This is a genomic window from Ruegeria sp. L11, assembly GCF_056531755.1.
Map to the genome: position 1 here is coordinate 88,520 of NZ_JBQFMI010000004.1, position 13,455 is coordinate 101,974.

At 59.6% G+C, this 13,455-nt stretch carries 14 protein-coding genes; 5 read left to right on the plus strand and 9 right to left on the minus strand.

The features are described 5' to 3' along the window. The first annotated feature begins 11 nt into the window (after positions 1-11). Positions 12-944 (plus strand): 2-hydroxyacid dehydrogenase, encoded by a 933-nt coding sequence (locus ACR0CE_RS10300; protein WP_480832250.1) that lies wholly within the window; start codon positions 12-14, stop codon positions 942-944. 2 nt (positions 945-946) lie between these two features. Here the strand turns inward: ACR0CE_RS10300 and ACR0CE_RS10305 are convergent, their stop codons facing one another. The 6 genes from ACR0CE_RS10305 to ACR0CE_RS10330 all read right to left on the minus strand — a co-directional run bounded on the left by ACR0CE_RS10305 (position 947) and on the right by ACR0CE_RS10330 (position 7,517). Then, entirely contained in the window at positions 947-2,962 is a 2,016-nt protein-coding gene (locus ACR0CE_RS10305; RefSeq protein WP_480832252.1) for a M3 family metallopeptidase, read from the minus strand. 75 nt (positions 2,963-3,037) lie between these two features. Further along, positions 3,038-4,087, minus strand: coding sequence for a HesA/MoeB/ThiF family protein (locus ACR0CE_RS10310; protein WP_480832254.1), 1,050 nt, complete (start codon positions 4,085-4,087; stop codon positions 3,038-3,040). Beyond that, entirely contained in the window at positions 4,087-4,542 is a 456-nt protein-coding gene (gene dut, locus ACR0CE_RS10315) for a dUTP diphosphatase (RefSeq protein ID WP_480558858.1), read from the minus strand. Before dut ends, ACR0CE_RS10310 begins: the two co-directional genes overlap by 1 nt. Before the next feature lie 15 nt (positions 4,543-4,557). Next, entirely contained in the window at positions 4,558-5,754 is a 1,197-nt protein-coding gene (coaBC, locus tag ACR0CE_RS10320; protein ID WP_480832256.1) for a bifunctional phosphopantothenoylcysteine decarboxylase/phosphopantothenate--cysteine ligase CoaBC, read from the minus strand. 63 nt (positions 5,755-5,817) lie between these two features. Beyond that, entirely contained in the window at positions 5,818-6,642 is an 825-nt protein-coding gene (locus ACR0CE_RS10325) for a ChaN family lipoprotein (RefSeq protein WP_480832258.1), read from the minus strand. Continuing rightward, positions 6,639-7,517: an RNA polymerase factor sigma-32 gene (locus tag ACR0CE_RS10330; RefSeq protein ID WP_480486695.1), complete on the minus strand. Its 879-nt coding sequence runs from the start codon at positions 7,515-7,517 to the stop codon at positions 6,639-6,641. Before ACR0CE_RS10330 ends, ACR0CE_RS10325 begins: the two co-directional genes overlap by 4 nt. 100 nt (positions 7,518-7,617) lie before the next feature. On the opposite strand from ACR0CE_RS10330, the gene cobU reads away from it, so the two are divergent. From cobU to ACR0CE_RS10350, 4 genes are read left to right on the plus strand one after another with little or no spacing between them, the layout of a single operon-like run. Beyond that, positions 7,618-8,139, plus strand: coding sequence for a bifunctional adenosylcobinamide kinase/adenosylcobinamide-phosphate guanylyltransferase (cobU, locus tag ACR0CE_RS10335; protein ID WP_480558853.1), 522 nt, complete (start codon positions 7,618-7,620; stop codon positions 8,137-8,139). Continuing rightward, positions 8,136-8,714, plus strand: coding sequence for a histidine phosphatase family protein (locus ACR0CE_RS10340; protein WP_480506763.1), 579 nt, complete (start codon positions 8,136-8,138; stop codon positions 8,712-8,714). Before cobU ends, ACR0CE_RS10340 begins: the two co-directional genes overlap by 4 nt. Positions 8,715-8,772: 58 nt before the next feature. Next, positions 8,773-9,657, plus strand: coding sequence for a glutathione S-transferase (locus ACR0CE_RS10345; protein WP_480506762.1), 885 nt, complete (start codon positions 8,773-8,775; stop codon positions 9,655-9,657). A gap of 46 nt (positions 9,658-9,703) precedes the next feature. Beyond that, positions 9,704-11,218 carry a YifB family Mg chelatase-like AAA ATPase gene (locus ACR0CE_RS10350; RefSeq protein WP_480832261.1) on the plus strand — a complete coding sequence of 505 codons (1,515 nt, stop codon included), beginning with the start codon at positions 9,704-9,706 and terminating at the stop codon, positions 11,216-11,218. Here the strand turns inward: ACR0CE_RS10350 and gshB are convergent. The 3 genes from gshB to rsmI all read right to left on the minus strand — a co-directional run bounded on the left by gshB (position 11,215) and on the right by rsmI (position 13,439). Next, complete coding sequence (gene gshB / locus ACR0CE_RS10355; protein WP_480832263.1) at positions 11,215-12,147, minus strand: glutathione synthase; 933 nt, start codon at positions 12,145-12,147, stop codon at positions 11,215-11,217. The genes ACR0CE_RS10350 and gshB overlap by 4 nt on opposite strands. Positions 12,148-12,208: 61 nt before the next feature. Beyond that, a complete protein-coding gene (locus tag ACR0CE_RS10360) occupies positions 12,209-12,580 on the minus strand; it encodes a YraN family protein (protein WP_480483210.1) in 372 nt (123 codons plus the stop codon). 1 nt (position 12,581) lies between these two features. Continuing rightward, positions 12,582-13,439 carry a 16S rRNA (cytidine(1402)-2'-O)-methyltransferase gene (gene rsmI / locus ACR0CE_RS10365; protein ID WP_480832265.1) on the minus strand — a complete coding sequence of 286 codons (858 nt, stop codon included), beginning with the start codon at positions 13,437-13,439 and terminating at the stop codon, positions 12,582-12,584. Positions 13,440-13,455: the final 16 nt, after the last annotated feature.

Sequence of the window (13,455 nt, forward strand, 5' to 3'; positions counted from 1 at the left end):
AAAGGGCTCTGATGTCTGTGAACATCCTGTTTTCCGCGCGGCCTGCCCTTTGGCCGGTGTATCAGCCGCTGCTGACACAATATCTTGATGAGGCGGGTCTGGACGTCCAGCTAGGAACCGAGTTCGAACCGGATCAGGTCGATTACGTTGTTTACGCCCCAAACGGAGGGGTACAGGATTTCAGACCTTTCACGCGCCTGAAAGCGGTGCTGAGCCTTTGGGCCGGTGTCGAAAAAATCGTGGGTAACGAAACACTGACCGTTCCATTGGCGCGGATGGTGGATCACGGTCTGACGCAGGGCATGATCGAGTGGGTGGTTGGCCACGTGCTGCGCTACCACCTGGGGATGGACCGGCACATCACGGTACAGGACGGTGTCTGGACCCCAGACGTCCCACCGCTGGCGCAAGAGCGCAACGTTTGTATTCTGGGGCTTGGAGCATTGGGCGAAGCCGTGGCCCGCGCGCTGACCGCGCTTGAGTTTCGGGTCTTAGGCTGGAGCCGTACAGCCAAGAACATCCCCGGCGTAACCTGCCTGCATGGTGCCGAAGGGCTGCGCCAGGCGCTTTCTCATGCCGAAATCGTAGTCTTGTTATTGCCTGACACGCCTACCACTGAAAATGCTCTGAATGCGGAAACGCTGGCCCTGCTGCCCAAAGGTGCGCGGATCATCAACCCGGGACGCGGACCGCTGATTGACGATGACGCGCTATTGGATGCCCTGAACTCGGGCCAGGTTGGCCATGCAACGCTGGATGTGTTCCGTGTCGAGCCCTTGCCCGCCGATCACGCCTATTGGGCGCATCCGAATGTCACCGTGACCCCGCATATTGCGTCCGAAACCCGCCCAGTCACGGCCGCACAGGTCATTTGCGAAAACATCCGGCGCGGGGAATCCGGTGAGCCCTTTGTGCACCTGGTCGACCGCACGCTGGGCTACTGACGTCACGCCGCAATCAGACCGCGGCCTTTCAACAGGGCATCCACGCCCGGCAATCGCCCCCGGAACGCCAGATACAAATCCTCTGCCTCGCGCGAACCGCCGGTGGACAAGATATTGTCTTCCAGCGCTTTGGCCCGTTCAGGATCAAAGGCACCACCTGCTTCTTCGAAGGCCGCAAAGGCGTCAGCATCCATCACCTCGGACCACATATAGCTGTAGTAGCCCGAGCTATAGCCATCGCCTGCGAAAACATGCGCAAAGTGGGGCGTGGCATGGCGCATTCCAATGGCTTGCGGCATCCCCAACCCGGCTAGAACCTCGGCCTGTTTTGCCATCGGGTCTGCCGGGGCGTCGCCATCGTGGAAGGCCAGATCAACAAGGGCCGAGGCGACATATTCCACCGTCTGGAACCCCTGGTCGAAATTGGCGGCATTCAGCACTTTTTCAAGCATCTCTTGCGGCATCGGCTCGCCCGTTTCGGCATGGGTGGCAAACTCGGCCAGAACTTCGGGCACTTCCAACCAGTGTTCATAAAGCTGGCTGGGCAGTTCGACAAAATCGCGCGCAACCGAAGTCCCCGAGATGCTTTCATAGGTCACGTTGGACAGCATCTGGTGCAAGGCGTGGCCAAACTCGTGGAACAGGGTGCGTGCATCGTCATAAGACAGCAGCGCCGGATCACCCTTGGCGAAGTTGCAGACATTGATGACAATCGGTGCCTGTTCTTTCGGGAATCTGGCCTGTGCCCGCATCGCGCTGCACCAGGCACCTGATCGCTTTGACCCCCGTGCAAAGTAGTCACCGATGAACACGGCGACATGCCGACCGTTGCGCGTAACTTCCCACGCGCGGCAATCCGGGTGATAAAGCGGCACGTTCAAAGGCTTGAATTCCAGCCCGAACAGGCGGTTTGCACAAGCAAACGATGCCTCGATCATCCGGTCCAGTTGCAGGTAGGGTTTCAGTTCCGCCTCATCCAGATCATGTTCCGCCTTGCGCCGCTTTTCAGCGTAATAGCGCCAGTCCCATGCTTCCAGCGGGCCGTTGACACCGTCTTCCTGCATCATCTGGGTCAGGATTTCCGCGTCCGCATCGGCGCGGGCCTTGGCAGGTTCCCACACCTGCATCAATAACTCACGTACCCGGTCCGGCGTGCGCGCCATTTCAGTTTCCAGCTTGTAATCGGCGAAGTTGTCATAGCCCAACAGCTTGGCGCGTTCCTCACGCAAGCCCAGAATCTCAGCCGCGATGTCGCGATTGTCTGTCTCGCCACCATTCGCCCCGCGGGCAGCCCAGGCGCGATATGCTTTTTCGCGCAGGTCCCGACGAGGTGAAAACTGAAGAAACGGCACGATCAGCGACCGGGACAGGGTAACAACCGGCCCCAAGGCGCCCTTTTCCGCACCAGCAGCCCGTGCCGCATTCACAACGAAATCCGGCAGGCCCTGCAGATCTTGTTCGGTCAGATCCATGAACCAATCCCGCTCATCCGCCAGCAGGTTCTGGGTAAAGGATGTCCCCAATGAGGCTAGGCGCGACTTGATTTCTTGCATACGAGCGTCTTCGTCCCCGTCCAACGCCGCGCCTGCACGAACAAATCCTCGATGGGTCAGCATCAGAACGCGTACCTGTTCCTCGGTCAGGTTCAGGTTTTCGCGCCGCGCCCAAAGGTCGGCAACGCGTTCAAACAGCGCCTTGTTCGAGGAAATTCCCGAGAAATGGGCCGACAACTTGGGGGAAAACGCGCGCTGCAACTCTTCCCGCTTGGGGTTGCTGTCTGCGCCTGCAACGGTGAAGAAGACCGACAGAACCTTGTCCAGCTGCTCGCCCGCAGCCTCAAGGGCTTCCACCGTGTTCGCGAAAGTAGGGGCCTCTGCATTTGCTGCAATCGCGTCGATCTGCGCGTTATGCGCAGTCATCGCCTGATCCAAAGCCGGGGCAAAATCTTCATCAGAAATATCGGCGAAAGGGGCTATTTCGAATGGGGTGGTCCAGTTGGACAGGATCGGGTTGGTCATGCGGATCTCCTTTGATCCTATAGCTAGTTCGCCATGGCCGGGTGTTCCAGAACCCCCAGCCCACATTAAGAAAGGTTAATTGCTTGCGGCACCACAAATGGGGCAATCGGCACGGCGGGTCAGAGTGATCTTGCGACTTTCACCGTACAGGGCGTCGTAGATCAGCATCTCGCCCCGCAGCGCCATGCCAGCGCCCGTTATCACCTTGATCGCCTCGACCGCCATCATCGATCCGACGACGCCCGGCAATGGGCCAATCACACCAGCCTCGGAACAGGACGGGGCCAGACCGGGGGCCGGGGCTTCGGGAAAGATACACTGATAGCACGGGCTGCCATTGGCTGGGTCAAACACGCTGAGCTGCCCTTCCCACTGCGACAAGGCCCCCGAAATCAGTGGCTTGCCCAACGCGGCGGCGGTTCGGTTTGCCAGGTACCGGGTCTCAAAATTATCCGTACCGTCAAGGATCAGATCGAAGTCGGCAAAAAGATCTGCTGCGATTTCATCGCTTAATCTGCGATGAAAGGGCAGAACCTCCACATTCGGGTTCTGCGCCTCCATAGCTTGCTGGGCGGAAAAGACCTTGGGCATATCGATATCTGCATCGCGGTGGATCACCTGCCGCTGCAGGTTCGCATTCTCGACTATGTCGTCGTCAATGACCCCGATTGTACCCACACCTGCGGCCGCCAGATATTGCAGCGCCGGGGCGCCTAAACCTCCCGCGCCGATCACCAGAACACGGGCCTGTTTCAACTTTTTCTGACCCGGCCCGCCCAATTCGCGCAGCACGATGTGGCGGGCATACCGGTTCAGCTCGGTTTCAGTGAAACGGTCAGAGGGCAGGGTAGATTCCGGCTTGGAGGCTTGTACTGCACGGTTGCGCAGGGCCTTCAGCACACGGCCATATAGCAAAACGATGGCCGCGAAACCTGCAAGGATCAGCCACAGTGCCGCGGACCCACCGGTTGCTTCGCGCAGGGGATGCCCATCCGGAAAGATCAGATGAGACAGGATCACCCCGACCAACAACACACTCACCGACACCACACGCGCGGTTTTTGACGCGCCCGCGATATAGCCGACGCCCCATAGCCCAGCTGCCAGAACAAGAACCAGCAGCATCAGCCGCGCCCGGTCGAGCCGAAACCACCAGCCCCGCGATCTGTTTCACCCAATGCCTCAGCCAGTTCGAATGCCGCCTGCACAACAGGGGCAACTACCAGCTGCGCGATACGATCGCCATGAGCAATCTCGAACGGTTCCTGACCGGCATTCATCACGATCACCCCCAAAGGTCCGCGATAGTCACTGTCAATAGTGCCCGGCGTATTGGGCAGCGTGATCCCATGTTTCAGTGCAAGGCCCGAGCGGGGACGGACCTGAACCTCGTATCCCTGCGGGATTTCAATGCGCAGACCGGTCGGCACAAGCGCCCGCTGTCCGGGCTCCAGCATAATCGAAACCCCCTCGGGCAAGTTGGCACGCACGTCCGCGCCAGCAGCACCCACAGTTTCGTAGGACGGAAGCGCCACGGCGGGGTCTGCCCCGTCTTCGCGGATCACTCGAATTGCAACCATGGTTTTGCCTTTCCTTCAGCCCGCCAACGCGTCCGCGATCCTGCTTGCCAACCGCCGCGCAACCTCGGCCTTGCCCATACGCGGCCATTCCTCGGCTCCGCTGTCCGAAATCAGGATAACCGCATTCTCGGACCCGCCCATGATCCCGGTGGCAGGGCTGACATCGTTGGCAACAATCCAGTCACAGCCTTTGCGCAGCCGCTTGGCGGTAGCATGTTCGATCACGTCATCGGTCTCGGCCGCAAAGCCGACAACCAAAGGTGGGCGCCCATTTTCCATCCGCGAGACACGTTTGAGAATGTCGGGGTTCTCGGCAAACTCCAGAACCGGCAAACCGTCTCGGCTTTTCTTCAGCTTCTTGTCTGACGCACTGGCCACGCGCCAATCTGCCACCGCCGCCGCAAACACGCCCGCATCGACGGGCAGCGCCGCATCAACCGCGTCCGACATCTGTTGCGCGGTCTCGACCGGCACGACCTGCACACCCGACGGTGGCGGTACCTCCGCGGGGCCCGTGACAAAGATCACCTCGGCCCCTAATTCCGCAAGTGCCTGTGCCACGGCCGAGCCCTGCGCCCCGGAAGAGCGGTTCGCGATATACCGGACCGGATCAATCGGCTCATGCGTCGGACCCGAAGTTACCAGCACGCGCTTACCCACCAAAGGTCCTGCCGCAAATTGCGCCTCAACCGCCGCGACGATTTCCAGCGGTTCCGACATGCGCCCAGGGCCATATTCACCGCAGGCCATATCACCTTCGTTTGGGCCAACAAAGCACACGCCATCCGCTTGAAGCTGCTTCAGGTTGCGTCGCGTCGCCGGGTGTTCCCACATGCGTACATTCATCGCGGGTGCACACAGAACGGGCGTGTCCGTTGCCATCAGAAGGGTCGATGCCAGATCATTTGCCAACCCCCCCGCCATCTTGCCCATCAGGTCCGCTGTTGCGGGGGCCACGACGATCAGATCGGCAGAGCGTGACAGCTGGATATGGCCCATCTCGGCCTCGGCGGTCAGATCGAACAGGTCACCATAGACCTTTTCTGAGGCAAGGGCAGACACGGACAGAGGTGTTACAAATTCCTCTGCCGCACGCGTCAGCACAGGCGTTACGGCCGCGCCACGTTCACGCAGCCTGCGGATCAGGTCCAGCGATTTGTAGGCCGCGATGCCGCCGCCGATGATCAGCAGAATGCGTTTGGATGACAGCATGTTCAGCCCTTCCTGTCCCGGTCGGCCCCGACATTAGGCAAGCCCAGCAGGTTGTTCCAGCGATTAATTCTGAACCTGAAACGGCGCACAGGGATCTTCACGCTCGACTGTGGGGCTGTCGATTACGATATCAAAGTCACCGTCGATGATGTCGTCCTCGGACTGTCCGACCGAGACCACCTTCCATCCGGGTTGAAGGCGTTCAAGAAATGTCGGGATACCTCGGTCTTTGCGCGCATGTCCGTTCCCAGTGATCACGGCAACCGGGCCGCCGGTTTCTTCCATCGCGCGTATCACCGCGCGCGCAAGAACCGCATCGCGCAAACGCTGGATCGCGACCATCTGGGGTAACATTTCGGGTGGGAGAGCATCGCAATGCGCGGCCATTTGATCCGCCTCACGCGCCTCCTGCTCCTCGGGCGTCAGCGGTACAGTCAAACCATAGCGCGCCGCGTCTGCACCCAGCGCCGTGGCGGCTCCGCGTTCCATCGCGGCCCGGGCGGCAGCACGCGGCACCATGGCCCCGTAAACCGGCGCGCCTGAGGCCTTGAACACCGGATAATACAGCCTGAGCGGTGGCCAACCACTTTCTGCCCATTGCAGAATACGGCTCAACTCTTCCGGGTTGGAGGCGGCTTTTTGCGCCAGCCGTTGCGCGCCTTCTTCGGTGACCATCTCCCAGACAACGCCCGAGGGTGAGATTTCCTTTATCGCTTCGGCTTGAATGAGGTGGTGGCGGGGATTGTCGTGAACCTCACCCAGAATTACCACATCTGCATCCCGCATCGCGAGAGCCGCATCATCGGAAATAAGATCTTCCGCCAGTCCGGGTCGCGCTGCTGCAACCGTAAGGCCCAGAACACACGCAAGAATCGCAAGCTGTTTCATGCGATGAAGTGTTGCACCTCGTTCGACTGGGCTTCAAGGTTCTTGCGCATTTTTGCGAACGCTGCGGCCTCAAGCTGTCGCACCCGCTCCTTGGACAGTCCCAACTCGACGCCGAGACTTTCCAGTGTCCGCGCAGGCTCGCGCAGTTTGCGTTCGCGCACAATGAACCGCTCGCGGTCATTCAGTGCGTTCATCGCGATCAGCAACCACTGGCGCAACTGTTCGGTGTCGTGGGTGTGTTCAACTGCTTCGGCGGCCTGTTCGCGTTCATCTTCCAGCGCATCGATCCATTCACGCCCGTCTTCGTCGGCGGATTGCACCGCGTTCAGGGAAAAATCCGACCCTGACAGCCGACCTTCCATCAGTTCCACATCGCGCAGAGGAACGCCAATCTCTGTGGCGATCATCTGATGCAGCTGGTGGCGATCCAGTTCAAGACCTTCGGTTGCGGCCTCGCGTTCAAGGCGGGCCTGAACCCGACGCATGTTGAAAAACAGCGATTTCTGCGCCGAGGTGGACCCCGTTCGCACCATGGACCAGTTCCGCATCACATAATCCTGAATGCTCGCCTTGATCCACCACACCGCATAAGTCGAAAACCGCACCCCACGATCAGGGTCGAACTTGTCTGCGGCCTTCATCAATCCCAGACCGGCCTCCTGGATAAGGTCATTCATCGGCGCGCCATAGCGTTTGAACTTGGCCGCCATCGAAATTGCCAGCCGCATATACGCTGTGATCAGGCGGTGCAGTGCCTGTTCGTCACGCTGGTCACGCCAGGCATAGGCCAGCTTCAGTTCCGTTTCCGCATCCAGCAACTCGGCCTTCATCGCTTGCCGGGACATCGAAAAATCTGTCGCGTTGTCCAGTGCCATAAACCTCTCCCCTGATTTGCAGGCGTTGGCCGGGCTTGCCATGCCGACCTATGACCGATACGCAAAACAGCACCAATTGGATCATCTTTAGGTAAGTACTGTGGCGTCAGATTTAACCTTAATTCTGGGCGGAGCTGCTTCGGGCAAGTCGGCATTTGCCGAGAACCTCGTTGTTTCCACAGGGAAAAATCGAGTTTACCTAGCGACATCACAAGTGTTTGATGACGAGATGCGGCAGAAGGTTGATCGCCATTTGGTACAGCGGGGCGGCGGTTGGACCACGATTGAAGAGCCCCTTGACCTGAGGCCGGTGCTGTCCAGCCTGTCCTCGGATCAGGTGTGTCTGGTCGATTGCGCCACCATGTGGCTCAGCAATCACTTGCTGGCCGAAACCGATCTGGGCGCAGTCCAAACTGACCTGCTAAAGGCCCTGCGTGCATGCCCCGCGCAGATTGTGATCGTGTCGAACGAAGTCGGGCACGGTATTGTTCCGGATAACGCGCTTGCCCGCCGCTTTCGCGAAGCGCAGGGCCGGCTGAACATCGCACTTGCGGCGCAGGCTGATCTGGTGGTGCAAGTGACCGCCGGGTTGCCGTTGGTCCTGAAAGGGCAGCTACCGTGACACGACTGCATCTTGTTCGCCACGGGCCCACGCATGCAAAGACGATGGTTGGCTGGTCCGATCTGCCTGCTGATCTAAGCGATACAGCGGCGCTGAAGCGCCTGCACGACCATTTGCCATTCGATGCACTTGTGATTTCGTCCGACCTGTCGCGCGCAATTGACACTGCTTCGGCCATTCAGGGCCAGCGTCACCGTCTGCCACATCACCCGGACCTGCGGGAAATCCATTTCGGTCAGTGGGAGCTTCGCGGGTTTGCCGATATTGAAGCCGAAGACCCCGAGCTGGCTTTTGCCTATTGGGACAACCCCGGTGATGTCCGCCCACCGCAAGGTGAAAGCTGGAATGAGGTCCGCGACCGGGTCGATTCCGCGATCGACGCGCTTATGTCCGCGCATACGGGCCGCGATCTGGTGATCGTCGCGCATTTCGGCGTGATCCTGACACAAGTGCAGCGCGCCCTTGGTCTGGACGGGCAGCAGACCTTTGCGCATCGGATCGACAACCTTTCGGTGACGGATATCGCTGTCAACGGCGGGGCGTGGACTGTCGGGTCGATCAATCACCTTCCGTGAACAGGTCCAACACAAATCACTGATTTACCGGTCCGCAAAGCTGAGGCATCGTCCGCGCATGACTTATGACCTTTATATCGGCGATCGCCTCTTCTCCAGCTGGTCAATGCGCGGCTGGTTGATGCTTGAGAAATTCAACCTGCCCTATCGCAGCCACATGATCGGCCTCTATTCCGGCACTATGGCGCAAGACATGGAACCGCTGGCCCCTGCCCGCCTTGTCCCTGCCCTGCGCATGCCGGATGGAACGGTTGTGGGGGAAAGCCTGGCGATGGCCGAAACACTGGCCGAACGCCACCCCGATGCCGGGTTGTGGCCTTCGGATGCCGCAGCCCGGGCAACGGCCCGCTGGCTATGCGCTGAAATGGTAGCCGGATTCAGCGCCCTGCGTGGAGAATGCGCCATGCAGCTGCGCAACGTGTGGCAAGGCTTTACGCCGTCTGAGGCGACTTTGTCAGACCTGGAGAGGATTGAAACACTCTGGGCACATGCGAGGAGCGTGTCAGGGGCAGACCAAGGCCCGTTATTTGGTGCCTATTCACTGGCAGACGTCTTCTACACACCCGTTGCTGCGCGGATTATAGGATATGGGCTGCCGGTGTCAGAGGCGAACCGGGCTTATTGCATGGAACTGCTCTCTGATCCCATCGTCAGACAGTGGCGCGCCATGGGATTGACCGTAGAGTATGACACCTTCCCATACGCGCAGGACTTGCCGTCCGGCCCTTGGCCAGTCGGGGGTGTTTCTGCTGCGAAGCCGGTTTCAGGTGGTCCGTCAATCAACGCCGCCTGCCCGTATTCCGGCAAGCCTGTCACCGATTTCCTGGAGCTTGACGGGCAATGCTGGGGGTTCTGCAACCCATTCTGCCGGAACAAAACTGTGGCCGACCCCGGAGCATGGCCCAAATTCGCGGCCATGCGCGCAGCCGTTAACGACTCTTAAACCAGAACCGTGGCAGCAACGTCCTGTTAACCAAAACAGGACTGCCATGGTCGCCCGCGCCCACACCGTTGCTTTTCAAGGGGTCGATGCCCGCCCGGTCGAGGTGCAATGCGCGGTGTCACCCGGACTGCCAGCCTTTTCCATCGTGGGCCTGCCCGACAAAGCCGTGTCCGAGGCGCGTGACCGCGTCCGCAGCGCGCTGAACGCGATGGCCATCGCGCTGCCGTCCAAGCGGATCACCATCAATCTGTCCCCCGCCGACCTTCCTAAAGAAGGCAGCCATTTCGACCTGCCCATCGCGGTCGCGCTTTTGTCCGCGCTCGACATCATCCCTGCCGATGCCGCGGAAAGCACCGTTGCATTGGGGGAGTTGTCACTCGACGGTTCTCTGGTGCCCGTTGTTGGTGCTTTGCCCGCCGCGATGACGGCAGCTTCAGAAGACCGCGCCTTGCTTTGTCCGCGCGCCTCCAGCGCCGAGGCGGCCTGGGTAGATGCCACTCAAGTGATCGGCGCCGGATCACTTGGAGAGGTCGTGCGTCATTTCTCGGGCCAATCCCCTTTGCCAGCGGCGCAAGCTGGCGAAGTGAACCTGACACCGTCCAACCGCGACCTGCGCGATGTGAAAGGGCAGGAGCGCGCCAAACGCGCCCTGGAAATCGCCGCCGCCGGACGTCACCACTTGATCATGATCGGCACGCCGGGATCGGGCAAATCCATGCTGGCGGCGCGGCTTCCCGGAATTTTACCGCCGCTTACTGCCGTGGAAGCCCTGGAGACGTCGATGATCCAATCGCTATGTGGGTTACTGGATGAAGGCGGAATAAACCGCACTCGCCCGTTCCGCGAACCGCACCACACGGCCTCGATGGCGGCCATAGTTGGTGGCGGGAAAGGGGCCAAACCGGGCGAAATCTCATTGGCCCATAATGGTGTGCTGTTCATGGATGAATTCCCCGAATTTCCACGCACCGTTCTGGAAACCCTGCGGCAACCCATTGAAACCGGCGAAGTCATGGTGGCGCGCGCGAACGCCCATGTGAAATACCCCTGTCGTTTCATGCTGGTCGCCGCCGCCAACCCTTGCAAATGTGGCTATCTGACCGATCCGTCCCGTGCCTGTTCGCGGGCACCGGGATGTGGCGAAGATTACCTGACCCGAATCTCGGGCCCGTTGATGGACAGGTTCGACCTGCGGATCGAAGTTCCGCCCGTGGGCTTTACCGACCTTGATCTGCCCCCTTCGGGCGACAGTTCGGCGACGGTTGCAGCACGTGTCGAAAGGGCGCGTGCCATTCAGGCAGACCGGTTTTGTGACACGCCGGAGTTACGACAAAACGCTGATGCAGAAGGCAAAATACTGGAAGAGATCGCCACGCCCGATGCCGAAGGAAAAGAGCTGCTGTTGAAAGCCGCAGATCGTTTCGGCCTGTCAGCCCGGGCCTTCCATAGAATCCTGAGGGTGGCGCGCACCATCGCCGATCTGGACGGCGCGACCGATATCCGCCGCCAACACGTGGCCGAGGCACTTAGTTTTCGGATCTCTGCCCGGGTTATGGCCTAAAGCTTGGCCTCGATGGCCTGCCAGATCTTTTCAGCAATATTTACGCCGTCAAACCGTTCCAACTCCTGAATGCCGGTCGGTGAAGTCACGTTAATCTCGGTCAGATAGTCGCCAATAACGTCAATTCCGACAAAGACCTGACCCTTTTCCTTCAGCAAAGGCCCAATCGCCGCACAGATCTCAAGATCGCGTTCGGACAAGCCGATCTTTTCCGGACGTCCGCCAACATGCATGTTCGACCGCGTTTCGCCTTTGGCGGGTACCCGGTTGATTGCGCCGACCGCTTCGCCATCCACCAGAATCACCCGTTTGTCGCCATTGCTGACATCCGGCAGGAATTTCTGCACGATCAAAGGTTCGCGCGAGAATCCGGTGAACAGCTCATGCAAGGAAGTCAGGTTGCGGTCATTGGCGTCAAGCCGGAACACACCCGCGCCGCCATTCCCGTAAAGCGGCTTGAGGATGATATCGCCGTGCTTTTCCTTGAACGCCTTGATCGTCTGCAAATCACGCGCAATCGTTGTTGGCGGGGTCAGGTCGGGGAAATCCAGCACCAACAGCTTTTCCGGGTAGTTGCGCACCCAGAACGGATCGTTGACGACCAGCGTCTGACCCTTGAGACGATCCAGCAAATGCGTGGACGTGATGTAGTGCATATCAAAAGGCGGATCCTGGCGCAGCCAGACGACATCGAAATCGGCAAGATCCACCTCACGTTCGGGACCCAGAACCGCAGGATCTCCGGCAACCCTTTGCACAGTCATGTCGTGACCTCGCGCGGTGATACGACCCTGCTGATAGGCCAAATGATCCGGACCATAGAAAAACAAAGAATGCCCGCGCGCCTGTGCCTCTTCTGCCAGACGGAATGAACTGTCGGCGTTGATATCCACGGCCCCGATCGGGTCCATTTGAAAGGCGATTTTCATGGCATGTCCCTCAGTTTCCCGCCAGATACATGGACCAGCACGCCTGTGGGTTCAATGGGGCTTAGCCAAAACCAAAGGCGTTTTCGATGATTTGAACCGCGCCAGAACCATCCACAAGCGCCGCGTCAAAGCGCACGTTTGTCAGCTGCCCGTCCGGCTCGTTTTCCAAGAACTGCGCGGCGGAGGCATAAATTCGTTCGATCTGCTTGCGGCTGATCCGGGCAGCGGCTTTTTCAAAGCTGGTGCTTTTCTTAACTTCGATAAACACAAGCCCGTCGCCGTCGCGCGCAATCAGGTCGATCTCTCCGCCAGCGCCCCGCCAGCGACGATGCGCTATGGCAAAGCCCCGACGTTCGTAATCTGCAGCGACCTGTGACTCTGCGGCCTGTCCGGCGTGGTAAGAGATCGAACCCTGTCGTTCGCGCCGCCCCATGTTATCCCTTGCCCAATTTCAGAGCTTTCTGGTAAATCGGTCGGCGCGGCAGGTCGTACATTTCCGAGACAAGATCCGCTGCATCCCGAACCGAGTGATTTTCCAAAGCTCGTTTCAAAGCTTCTTCTAGATCGGATTCGTTAACACTTTGCGAATGACTGCGGTCCACCAGCAGGACGATCTCGCCTTTGACCGTCTTGCCCCGATACTCCTCTGCCAGTTCGGACAGGCTGCTGCGACGGACCTCCTCAAACTTTTTTGTCAGCTCTCGACAAAGCGCAGCCTGCCGTTCAGGCCCCAAGCATTCAGCCAGGTCCGACAGACAGGCGGCAACGCGTTTCGGAGATTCGTAGAACACCAATGTGCCGGGGATGTCCTTCAACGCCTCGATACGGGTGCGGCGTGCTTTGGATGCGTTGGGAAGGAAGCCTGCAAAAAAGAAGGCGTCCGTGGGAAGCCCCGCCAACGTCAGGGCCGTTACAACGGCAGACGCGCCCGGGGCGCAGGTCACGGTATACCCGGCTTCGGCGGCCTGCTTGCCCAAATCATAGCCCGGATCGGCAATTAGCGGCATTCCTGCTTCGGACGCGTAGGCCACCGATTGCCCTTGCGCCAGCGCCTCCATGATCTTGCCGCGTGCGCCTGCGCCGCTGTGGTCGTGATAGGCTTGGATTCGTCGGCCTTCCAGCGGGATGCCATGTATTTCCATCAAGCGACGTAAACTGCGGGTGTCTTCTGCCGCAATCACATCGGCTGAGGCCAAAACATCCAAGGCCCTGAGCGTAATGTCGCGTGCTGTTCCAATCGGAGTGGCAACAAAATACAGGCCCGCAGCCAACTTGATCTTTTGGAAATTCAAAGCTGGACCCTCACAG

Excerpts from the sequence above, each read along its gene's own strand:
- ACR0CE_RS10345 (WP_480506762.1), top strand. The coding sequence starts at position 8,773 with ATGACTTATGACCTTTATATCGGCGATCGCCTCTTCTCCAGCTGGTCA.
- coaBC (WP_480832256.1), bottom strand. The coding sequence starts at position 5,754 with ATGCTGTCATCCAAACGCATTCTGCTGATCATCGGCGGCGGCATCGCG.
- ACR0CE_RS10310 (WP_480832254.1), bottom strand. The coding sequence starts at position 4,087 with ATGCTGCTGGTTCTTGTTCTGGCAGCTGGGCTATGGGGCGTCGGCTAT.
- ACR0CE_RS10300 (WP_480832250.1), top strand. The coding sequence starts at position 12 with ATGTCTGTGAACATCCTGTTTTCCGCGCGGCCTGCCCTTTGGCCGGTG.
- ACR0CE_RS10350 (WP_480832261.1), top strand. The coding sequence starts at position 9,704 with ATGGTCGCCCGCGCCCACACCGTTGCTTTTCAAGGGGTCGATGCCCGC.
- gshB (WP_480832263.1), bottom strand. The coding sequence starts at position 12,147 with ATGAAAATCGCCTTTCAAATGGACCCGATCGGGGCCGTGGATATCAAC.
- dut (WP_480558858.1), bottom strand. The coding sequence starts at position 4,542 with ATGGTTGCAATTCGAGTGATCCGCGAAGACGGGGCAGACCCCGCCGTG.
- ACR0CE_RS10360 (WP_480483210.1), bottom strand. The coding sequence starts at position 12,580 with ATGGGGCGGCGCGAACGACAGGGTTCGATCTCTTACCACGCCGGACAG.
- ACR0CE_RS10305 (WP_480832252.1), bottom strand. The coding sequence starts at position 2,962 with ATGACCAACCCGATCCTGTCCAACTGGACCACCCCATTCGAAATAGCC.
- ACR0CE_RS10330 (WP_480486695.1), bottom strand. The coding sequence starts at position 7,517 with ATGGCACTGGACAACGCGACAGATTTTTCGATGTCCCGGCAAGCGATG.
- ACR0CE_RS10325 (WP_480832258.1), bottom strand. The coding sequence starts at position 6,642 with ATGAAACAGCTTGCGATTCTTGCGTGTGTTCTGGGCCTTACGGTTGCA.